This is a genomic window from Methylocystis borbori, assembly GCF_036576025.1.
Taxonomy (GTDB): Bacteria; Pseudomonadota; Alphaproteobacteria; order Rhizobiales; family Beijerinckiaceae; genus Methylocystis; species Methylocystis borbori.
This window is the reverse complement of sequence record NZ_JAZHYN010000077.1, coordinates 1-8,096: the sequence shown is the minus strand read 5'-3', so window position 1 is coordinate 8,096 and position 8,096 is coordinate 1. Positions and strand designations below refer to the sequence as shown.

The 8,096-nt window shown below is 60.7% G+C and carries 11 protein-coding genes and 1 tRNA gene; 4 read left to right on the top strand and 8 right to left on the bottom strand.

Going from position 1 to position 8,096, the window contains the following annotated elements; translation table 11 throughout:
• Positions 1 to 334, bottom strand: a 334-nt coding sequence (locus tag V3H18_RS16150; protein WP_332083107.1) for a DUF2076 domain-containing protein, incomplete at its 3' end; no start/stop codon positions are given.
• Positions 335 to 506: 172 nt separating this feature from the next.
• On the opposite strand from V3H18_RS16150, the gene V3H18_RS16145 reads away from it, so the two are divergent.
• Together V3H18_RS16145 and V3H18_RS16140 are read left to right on the top strand one after the other, a co-directional pair.
• Positions 507 to 1,199 (top strand): uracil-DNA glycosylase, encoded by a 693-nt coding sequence (locus V3H18_RS16145; RefSeq protein ID WP_332083106.1) that lies wholly within the window; start codon positions 507 to 509, stop codon positions 1,197 to 1,199.
• Between the two features lie 88 nt (positions 1,200 to 1,287).
• Positions 1,288 to 1,974, top strand: coding sequence for a type 1 glutamine amidotransferase domain-containing protein (locus V3H18_RS16140; RefSeq protein WP_332083105.1), 687 nt, complete (start codon positions 1,288 to 1,290; stop codon positions 1,972 to 1,974).
• A 262-nt stretch (positions 1,975 to 2,236) separates the two neighbouring features.
• Here the strand turns inward: V3H18_RS16140 and proB are convergent, their stop codons facing one another.
• The 4 genes from proB to V3H18_RS16120 all read right to left on the bottom strand — a co-directional run bounded on the left by proB (position 2,237) and on the right by V3H18_RS16120 (position 4,942).
• Positions 2,237 to 3,367: a glutamate 5-kinase gene (gene proB, locus V3H18_RS16135; RefSeq protein ID WP_332083104.1), complete on the bottom strand. Its 1,131-nt coding sequence runs from the start codon at positions 3,365 to 3,367 to the stop codon at positions 2,237 to 2,239.
• 265 nt (positions 3,368 to 3,632) lie between these two features.
• Positions 3,633 to 4,211 carry a DUF2585 family protein gene (locus V3H18_RS16130; RefSeq protein WP_332083103.1) on the bottom strand — a complete coding sequence of 193 codons (579 nt, stop codon included), beginning with the start codon at positions 4,209 to 4,211 and terminating at the stop codon, positions 3,633 to 3,635.
• 16 nt (positions 4,212 to 4,227) lie between these two features.
• Positions 4,228 to 4,500: a phasin family protein gene (locus V3H18_RS16125; RefSeq protein ID WP_332083101.1), complete on the bottom strand. Its 273-nt coding sequence runs from the start codon at positions 4,498 to 4,500 to the stop codon at positions 4,228 to 4,230.
• Between the two features lie 178 nt (positions 4,501 to 4,678).
• Positions 4,679 to 4,942: a hypothetical protein gene (locus V3H18_RS16120; protein ID WP_332083100.1), complete on the bottom strand. Its 264-nt coding sequence runs from the start codon at positions 4,940 to 4,942 to the stop codon at positions 4,679 to 4,681.
• 136 nt (positions 4,943 to 5,078) lie between these two features.
• Here V3H18_RS16120 and V3H18_RS16115 point away from each other — a divergent pair, with 136 nt between their 5' ends.
• Positions 5,079 to 5,351 carry a hypothetical protein gene (locus tag V3H18_RS16115; RefSeq protein WP_332083099.1) on the top strand — a complete coding sequence of 91 codons (273 nt, stop codon included), beginning with the start codon at positions 5,079 to 5,081 and terminating at the stop codon, positions 5,349 to 5,351.
• Between the two features lie 18 nt (positions 5,352 to 5,369).
• On the opposite strand, the gene V3H18_RS16110 is transcribed toward V3H18_RS16115, so the two are convergent.
• The 3 genes from V3H18_RS16110 to V3H18_RS16100 all read right to left on the bottom strand — a co-directional run bounded on the left by V3H18_RS16110 (position 5,370) and on the right by V3H18_RS16100 (position 7,261).
• Positions 5,370 to 5,445: transfer RNA gene (locus tag V3H18_RS16110), tRNA-Trp, on the bottom strand.
• A 61-nt stretch (positions 5,446 to 5,506) separates the two neighbouring features.
• On the bottom strand, positions 5,507 to 6,022 hold the full coding sequence (pal, locus tag V3H18_RS16105; RefSeq protein ID WP_332083098.1) for a peptidoglycan-associated lipoprotein Pal: 516 nt from the start codon (positions 6,020 to 6,022) through the stop codon (positions 5,507 to 5,509).
• Positions 6,023 to 6,232: 210 nt separating this feature from the next.
• The gene (locus V3H18_RS16100) at positions 6,233 to 7,261 is read right to left on the bottom strand and encodes an acyltransferase family protein (protein ID WP_332083096.1); all 1,029 of its coding nucleotides are present in this window, start codon (positions 7,259 to 7,261) and stop codon (positions 6,233 to 6,235) included.
• Positions 7,262 to 7,462: 201 nt separating this feature from the next.
• On the opposite strand from V3H18_RS16100, the gene V3H18_RS16095 reads away from it, so the two are divergent.
• Entirely contained in the window at positions 7,463 to 7,912 is a 450-nt protein-coding gene (locus V3H18_RS16095; protein ID WP_332083095.1) for a hypothetical protein, read from the top strand.
• Positions 7,913 to 8,096 lie beyond the last annotated feature (184 nt).

The following is an 8,096-nucleotide window of genomic DNA, read 5'->3' as shown; positions in this document are numbered from 1 at the left end:
CCCATCTGCTGCGCTTCAATGAGCGCATACGCCGCGGCGCGGAACGCGGCGGCGCCGCAGGGCGCGAGCCGCCGAAAAGACCGCCGAGGAAGCCGCCGGCGCCTTTCGACTCCAATTCATTCACGCGCGCTTCGAGCTCTTCGATTCGCGCATTGGCGCCCTGCAAGGCCTGCTCCTGAACGATGACGGTCTGCGCCAGGAGATAGGGCGCGGCCGGCTGGGCCTTGACCTGCTCGTTGATGAAAGTCTCCGCCTCCTGGTCGCGCGGCGTGGCTGCGGCGCTCTTGGTGCGCTCGAACAGACCAGCGATAAGTTGGCGTTCTTCCGGTGACATAGGGTCTCTCCATCGTCGCCGCCCTTTAAAGGCTCGGCGCTGCAAGATATGGCTCCGAACGGGAAGGGCGCCAAGGGGCGCAAGCCCCGTTCTGCATTAAATCCAAGCAAGCTTGGCCGGAGAATTCCCAGTAAAAATGCGGCGAAGCCGCTGCAGCAGGGGCGGATTTGAAATGCAAAGAAGGCCGCGAAGCCAAAGCGAAGCGAGGCGTCTCGCGCGAAGCCTTTGCCGCGACCTCGCCGCCGTCGAGCTCCCAGACGTTTTTAATCCCTATCGACATAATTGCGCGGCGCATGACGCGCCCCATGCGGCGGCGCTGCGCCAAAACAACCTTATCGCCTATCTCGAAGCGGCGATCGCTTTGAGGCCGGAGACGGCCTGGATCGGCCGCGATCTCGGCTATCGCGGCGGGCGCCGAACCGGCCTGCCGCTCACCGACGAAGCGCATCTGGAGGCGTTTGCGAAGGCCTTCGGCGCGAAGGGTCTGTCGAAGGCGACACGGACCGAAACATGCCGGGAGCGAACGGCGGCGGAAATCTGGCGCGCCATCGGCGCATTGGAAGCGCCGCCTTTTTTATGGAACGCCTTTCCGTTTCATCCGCATGAAGCGGACGCGCCCTTTGGCAATCGCGCGCATAGACGCGTCGAATTCGACGCCTGCGCGGAAATTCTGAAATCGGCGCTGCGGATTTTCGACTTCGAGACGGTCTATGCGCTGGGCGCCGACGCTTCCGCCGCGCTGACCCGCATCGGCGTCCCGCATAAGCGCCTGCGGCATCCAAGCTTCGGCGGCCATGCGCAGTTCAGGCGGCAGATGGCGCAGGAATATGGGGAAGGGAGTCGCAACCTTCCGATGAATGGCTGAATGCGCCAAGGGCGCGAATGACTGGATCCTTCTCCGCGCCTGACGGTTGGACTAAGGTCCTCTCTTCCTCGAAGGGGAGAGTCGCGTCATGAAAGTCCTGATGGTTCTCACATCACACGACCAACTCGGCGATACGGGACGCAAGACGGGTTTTTGGCTGGAGGAGCTCGCCGCTCCTTACTATGTTTTCAAGGACGCTGGCGCTCAGATCACGCTCGCATCGCCCAAGGGCGGCCGTCCGCCGCTCGATCCAAAGAGCAACGAGCCGAACTTTCAGACCGATGTCACCCGCCGGTTTGAGAAGGACGCCGCCGCCAACGCTCAACTCGACGCGACAGCGCGCCTCGATAGCGTCAGGCAGGAAGACTATGACACGGTCTTCTATCCCGGCGGTCATGGGCCGATGTGGGACCTCGCGGAAGATAAGAATTCGATCAGGCTGCTTGAATGCTTCTTGTCCGCCGGCAAGCCCATCGCGATGGTCTGCCATTCTTCCGGCGCGCTGCGACACGTCAAAAATCCGGACGGCGCCCCGCTCGTGAAAGGGAAAACTGTGACCGGCTTCACCAATGGCGAGGAAGAAGCGGTCGGCTTGACGAAGGTCGTGCCCTTCCTTGTTGAGGACGAACTCATGAACCTTGGCGCCGTATTCTCTAAGGTCAAGAATTGGGGCGCTCATACTGTCGCGGATGGCCAGCTGATAACCGGCCAGAATCCGGCTTCGTCAGGCCCAACCGCCGAGCTTCTTCTCCAAAGGCTGAGCGGCGCGAAATAGCGCCAGCAGCGCAGCGCCACCATAGCATACAGCTTTCGCACCAAGTCCTGGGCGGGTGGCCGGGGCATAGGCGAGCGACGAGGCCGTCTTTGACTGCTTTCGTCGTGCTCTTCGCAATACATTCTCGCTCTCCGCGTCATGGCCGGGCTTGTCCCGGCCATCCACCCGGCGCCGCCGCGAGCACCTAGCAAGCTTGGCGCAACGTCCCGGCGTGGATGGCCGGGACAAGCCCGGCCATGATGGGGTGGGGGAGCCCTTTTTCTCACTCCCCGCTCAGCGCCATATCGTCCCGATGAATGATCTCGTCCGGGCCTTTAAAGCCGAGCAGCGACTCGATCTCCTTCGTCGAGCGGCCGATGATTTTCGCCGCGTCCGTCGCGTCATAGGTCACGAGCCCGCGGCCGATCTCGCCGCCCTTGGCGTTGCGAATGACGATGCAATCGCCGCGCGCGAAGCCGCCCTCGATCCGCGTGACGCCCGCCGGCAGCAGGCTCTTGCCGGCGCGCAGCGCCTTCGCCGCGCCGTCGTCGATATGCGCCGCGCCCTTGGGCTCCAGCGATCCCGCGATCCATTTCTTGCGCGCCGTAACGGGGTTCGAGGGCGTCAGGAACCAGGTGCAGCGCCCGCCCGAGGCGATGCGCGAAATCGGCGCCTCCTCGCGCCCGTCGGCGATCACCATATGCGCGCCGCCGGTCGTTGCGATTTTCGCCGCCTCGATCTTGGTGCGCATGCCGCCGCGCGAATATTGCGAGGCGGCGCCGCCGGCCATCGCCTCGATGTCGGCGGTGACGCGCGGCACGATCGGGATGTGTTTGGCGTCGGGGTTCGAGTCGGGCGGGGCGCTGTAAAGCCCGTCGACGTCGGACAGCAGGATCAGGAGATCGGCGCTGGCCATTGTGGCGACGCGGGCGGCGAGGCGGTCATTGTCGCCATAGCGGATTTCCGCCGTCGCCACCGTGTCGTTCTCATTGATGACCGGCACCGCGCGCAAAGCGAGCAGCCGCGTCAGACATTCGCGGGCGTAGAGATAGCGGCGCCGCTCCTCCGTGTCGCCAAGCGTGACGAGCACCTGGCCGGCGACAAGGCCGCGGTCATGCAGCGTCTCGGCCCAGAGGCGCGCGAGGGCGATCTGGCCGACGGCGGCCGCCGCCTGGCTGTCTTCGAGCTTCAGCGCGCCTTTGGGAAAGCCTAAGACGCTGCGCCCCAGCGCCACCGCGCCCGAGGAGACGACGAGCACATCGGCCCCGGCGCGATGGAGATCCGCGATATCGTCGGCGAGCCGCGTCAGCCATGAGCGTTTCGCCGCCGCCTCCTGCGGATCGACGAGGAGCGACGAGCCGACCTTGACGACGATGCGTTTGAAGGCGGCGAGGTCAGGGGCGCGCTGGGTCATGCGGAGTAGGGCGGCTTTATCCATTCACTCGGTGACGCCGCGCCCCATTGAACTGCTCGCATGTCATTCCCGACGCTTCGTTTCAAGCGAAGCGATCGGGAATCCAGAGCGAGCCCAGCATTCCTGGATCGGCTCTGGATTCCCGGTCGGGCCTGCGACCCGCCGGGAATGACGCGTCAAGCGAACTGCTCAACCGGATTCCTTGCGCGACTTTCGACGGCGAGAGTTAGCCCGCTGGGGGGCGAACTGCAAATGGCGCAAGCGCCTAGAGCGCGCCGCTCTGCCATTTGCGGATGAAGTCGAAGGGATGGATGAAGTTCAGCACATTGAGCGTGAAATTGTCGCGGATCGCGAGCGCGAGGCCGATCTCGATCGTCGCCAGCAACGCGACAACGAGGATGAGGGGCAGTCGCCAGGCGAGGAAAAAGCCGAAAGCCATCGCCAGCGTATCGACAAGGGAATTGACGATGCTGTCGCCGAAATAGCCCTGCGCCAGCGACTGTTTGCGATAGAGCCGGATAACGACGGGCGTGTTCTCCGCGATCTCCCAGCCGACTTCGAGCGCCAGCGCGATCAGAAAGCGGTGCGCGGCGGGCAGGCGCGGCGCGGCGATAGAGGCGAGGAGATAGAAAAGCATTCCATGGACGACATGGGTGAAGCTGTACCAATCAGTCAGCTGCTGGGAGAGGCCTGAAGACGTAACGTCGCCTTCCCACAATTTGAAATGGCCGCAGGCGCAAAGAAGCGGCTGCCCGAGCGCAAAGAGGACGCCCGCCTGAAAGGCAAGCGCGGCGAGGGCGATCAGAATGACATTGCGCAGGGAGAGGGCGGCCGAGGCGGTCAAGTTGCGCGATCGACCGTCAGTCTCCAATCCCCAATACCTCGATCTCCCTGCCTTTCGGCGCTTCTGCGGCGACCTCGAATTCCTCGAACTGGTCCGACCAATTCTCGAACTGCCGGCGCGTATAATCGACCATGGCGGTGGCGAGGTCATGGGGCGATCGCGCGGCGCAAAGGTCCTGACCGAATTGCAGGGCGGAATCGACGTTCAGCGCGCCGATGTCCATGAGCCGCGTCCAATAGGCCTGACAGGATTGAGGCGTTATCGAATAGGCTAAGGCGTAGGTCGTCATGGGCGGCCTCTCTTTGTCAAAACACATTTCGCTCATTATGCGCAGCGGGAATTATAAAGGGAGGCTTGGACAGGCCAAGCCTCCCGGAGATTGAAATTTCGTCGCAGTATGCGCTGCGCTATAGGGCGGCTCGAATACGGGAAGATGACAGGGGCGGGGGGCTGGGCCAAACGGCGGATCAGCGCATCTGCCCGACGATCGCGGCCATGTCAGGGATGAGGCGCACGAGATAGACGCCGTCGTCGCAGGTCAATATCCAGGCCTGTTCGCCGGGGATCGAAGCGCTTCGATCGCGTTTCGCGCTTTGCGGCCTGTCGCAGGCGTATCCTTGGGTTCGGATATGCGCGGCGATGACGTCCCGCGTAGACTCCTGCGCCGCAAGCGGCGCCCCCGCGCCGCTCAGGAAAGCGGCGAAGCAAATCCTCAGAAGATATATTCGCATCCTGATCCTCCTCCGGCGGTTTATCGGCATGAGACGCATATTGCGGGGGCGTTTCAAGTCCCTGAAGCGCCTCCGCGTCGGGACGTGAAAGTGGCGAGGGGTTTGCTTCCTCGCGCTGACCATGGGAAGACCGGAAATGGCTGATTTGAGGCGCCGACTCTGGCTCGAGGCCAGCCGACCGCGCGACCGTCGCGAGATCATCATCGTTCACGGCGATGAGATGAGCTGCGAAGATTATAAGGGGATGACGGCGGAAGTCGTCATGGAGTGTTTCGACGCGCTCATGCCGGCCTATCGGGCGCTCTGCAACGAGCACAATCTCAACGCCTGCGACGTCGCCGATCTGGCGCAGATCGGCAAGTCGCCCGAGGAAATCCTGCGGATCATCGCCGCGCGTGGCGGGAAGTAGCCTAGATTATTGATTTAATGGCAGGAGTGGAGGGGCTCGAACCCCCAACCCCCGGTTTTGGAGACCGGTGCTCTACCAGTTGAGCTACACTCCTGCAGACGCGCCTTCAATGCCGCAAGGCTCGCCGCGGCGCAAGGGGCGCGTCGCCGCTAATGTCAGGAATTGCCGCCAGAGAGCACCGTGACGGCGCGGCGGTTCTGCGACCAGCAGGAAATGTCGTCGCAGACCGCGACCGGGCGCTCCTTGCCATAGCTCACTGTGCGGATGCGCGCGCCCGAGACGCCGCGGGAAATCAGGTAGTTCTTGGCGACCTCGGCGCGGCGGGCGCCGAGCGCGAAATTATATTCGCGCGTGCCGCGCTCGTCGGCGTGGCCTTCGACGGTGAAACTGTAGCGCGCATAGCGGTTCAGCCATTCGGCCTGCTTGTCGAGCGTCGCCTGGGCCGTCGAGGTGAGGTCGGTCGAATCCGTCTCGAAGAAAATGCGGTCGCCGACATTGACGACGAAATCCTGGCTGCTGCCCGGCGTCGCCGGGCCACCGCGTCCGGCGTAGCGGCTCCCCGCGAGATCGCCCGCGGCCTCGTCCGCCGGATTTTTGGCGCAAGCCGTCAGCGCCAGAACCGCCGTCAGCGCCAGAGCGAATTTGGCGCAGCGGGCGCTTTGCGAATGCATGAGAGAACTCCTGTCACGACTACCGACCGGCACGAGTCCTAGTCTCGCAGGGTTAAGCGAAGGTTCCGTCAACCTTGATCGAAGGTATCTTTTGCCTGTCGCATTTGAGCAAACTCGCGCCTTCGTTAATAAGGCCTTAACTGGTTAACGAAAGCTTAATGGCGCTCTTTGCCGTAATATTGATTCTAAAGAATTTTGTCGATCTCGTGATCATGCCGGCGGTGGCGGCGCGTTCGGGCGTCTTTTAAGGTGAGTTCGTATGAATTTGCGCGACGGAAGCTCAATAAAACGAAATGACAAATAGCTTAGAAGCATAATTATCGGCATGACGAGGACGAACTTACCGCCATTTCGTAATGGCCCATCGCCAAAAATAACTGTCAAGGAAGCATAAATAGGGATATGAAGCAGATAAATGGAATAGGATATATCTCCCAGCCATTTCATTGGCGGAGCGGAGAACGCCACTTCTTCATTCGTCGCGAGCGCGACGAGGCTCATGCCGGTCAATACATAAAATGATAGAGTTGTATAACTTGTCCACTTCGGGAGCATGAATAAGATCGTCAATAGCCCTAACAGCGCGTAGACAAAAAAGTTAGGTGCGCGCAGCCATGACCGATTTTTTTCGTAAAACAGGAAGGCGACGACTCCCGTGCTGAAGCCGACCAGCCCCCTTACGACCCCATCATTCAGGGGACCTAACAAATATTCGGCGTCGCCTTGGATGAACTGCGGCGTGAAAATCAGAAACATCAACGAAAATACGATCAGCGGGATGATCCGATGGGCGCGTCGCTGCAATATCCAGAAAAAAGCGATTGAAACCCACATTTCAATCGAAATGGACCAGCTCGGGAAATTGGCGGGAAGAGTTGCAGGCGGAAACCCGATATTGTGAACGAGGAAGATTTCTTGGAAAAGCTCAATATATTTGAGAGGCCTACCTTCAATCAGCGCCAATAACGACATAACAATAACTGTTAATATATAAAGAGGGTAAAGCCGGGAGATACGATCTATTATGAATGTTCCAAAACTTTTCCGTTTGAAATAATTGGAATAGCACAGCACGAAGGCCGATAGGGCGAAGAAAATATCGACAGATAGCTGAAATCGAACATGGACGCCGATCTTATTTGCAATCGTATTCAGGCCCAGATGGCCGACGCAAACAAGTAATGCAAGGACGCCGCGCAGGCCGTCGAGACTACTCATCCTCGGTAATGAAACGCTCATATCCTTATCTTTAGATATTACGTTCATTTACTTAAATACCTCGCAAGGCATACGCCTGCGGGGCCGGGAGTTATCGAACCTCCCGAACCAACAGGACAGTTCTTTAACATCGATCAAAGCCATTGCCTTAGGATCGGCGTCGCTCCTACTATCGAAGGGATCTAACTGCGCCGAGCGGCCGCGCGCGTGCGGGAGCAAGCTATGAATGAAGGCATCGCGCCGTTCCTGTCGCCGCTCACCTTGCTGCTTGGCGGCGGCCTGTTCACCATAGGTCTATTGTCGCTTTTCGACCTGCATTTCCTCAAGACCAAGATGCAGGGCAAGGTCGCGCTGGCCCTGGGCCTCCTTTTCATCCTCGCGACCGAGGCGATGTTCGTCACGAGCGGCGCGAGCGGCCGCTATTTCGAAGGCCAGAAGATGGACGTGACGGATTGCGAATATCAGATCGAGCGGGATTTTCCGCTCGAGCGGCGGGGCAATCCAAAACTGGTCCATGACAAGATCGTCGCCTGCATGGATGAAATTGGCTACGACTGGAGCCGGGACCATTACCACTGCGGCGAGGCGCCGCTCGCGACCAATCCCTTCTGCTATCTGCCCCGGGCCCCCATGCAGCGCAGCATCGTCGCCTGGCAGATGAAATTCGAATAGGCCCCCAGATCACGCTGCGTTTAGGCGGAATCGCCTAAACGCAGATGACGTGATCGATTTCCAAAAGCTTAGAGCGCGCTTTAGGCGAAAAACCGGCGGCCACTTTTTCGCAGCGCGCTCTAAAACAGCGAACCTTGATCGTCTCGGCGCTTGCCGGCGCGCGGGCGTGGCGCGGCGGGCGCCG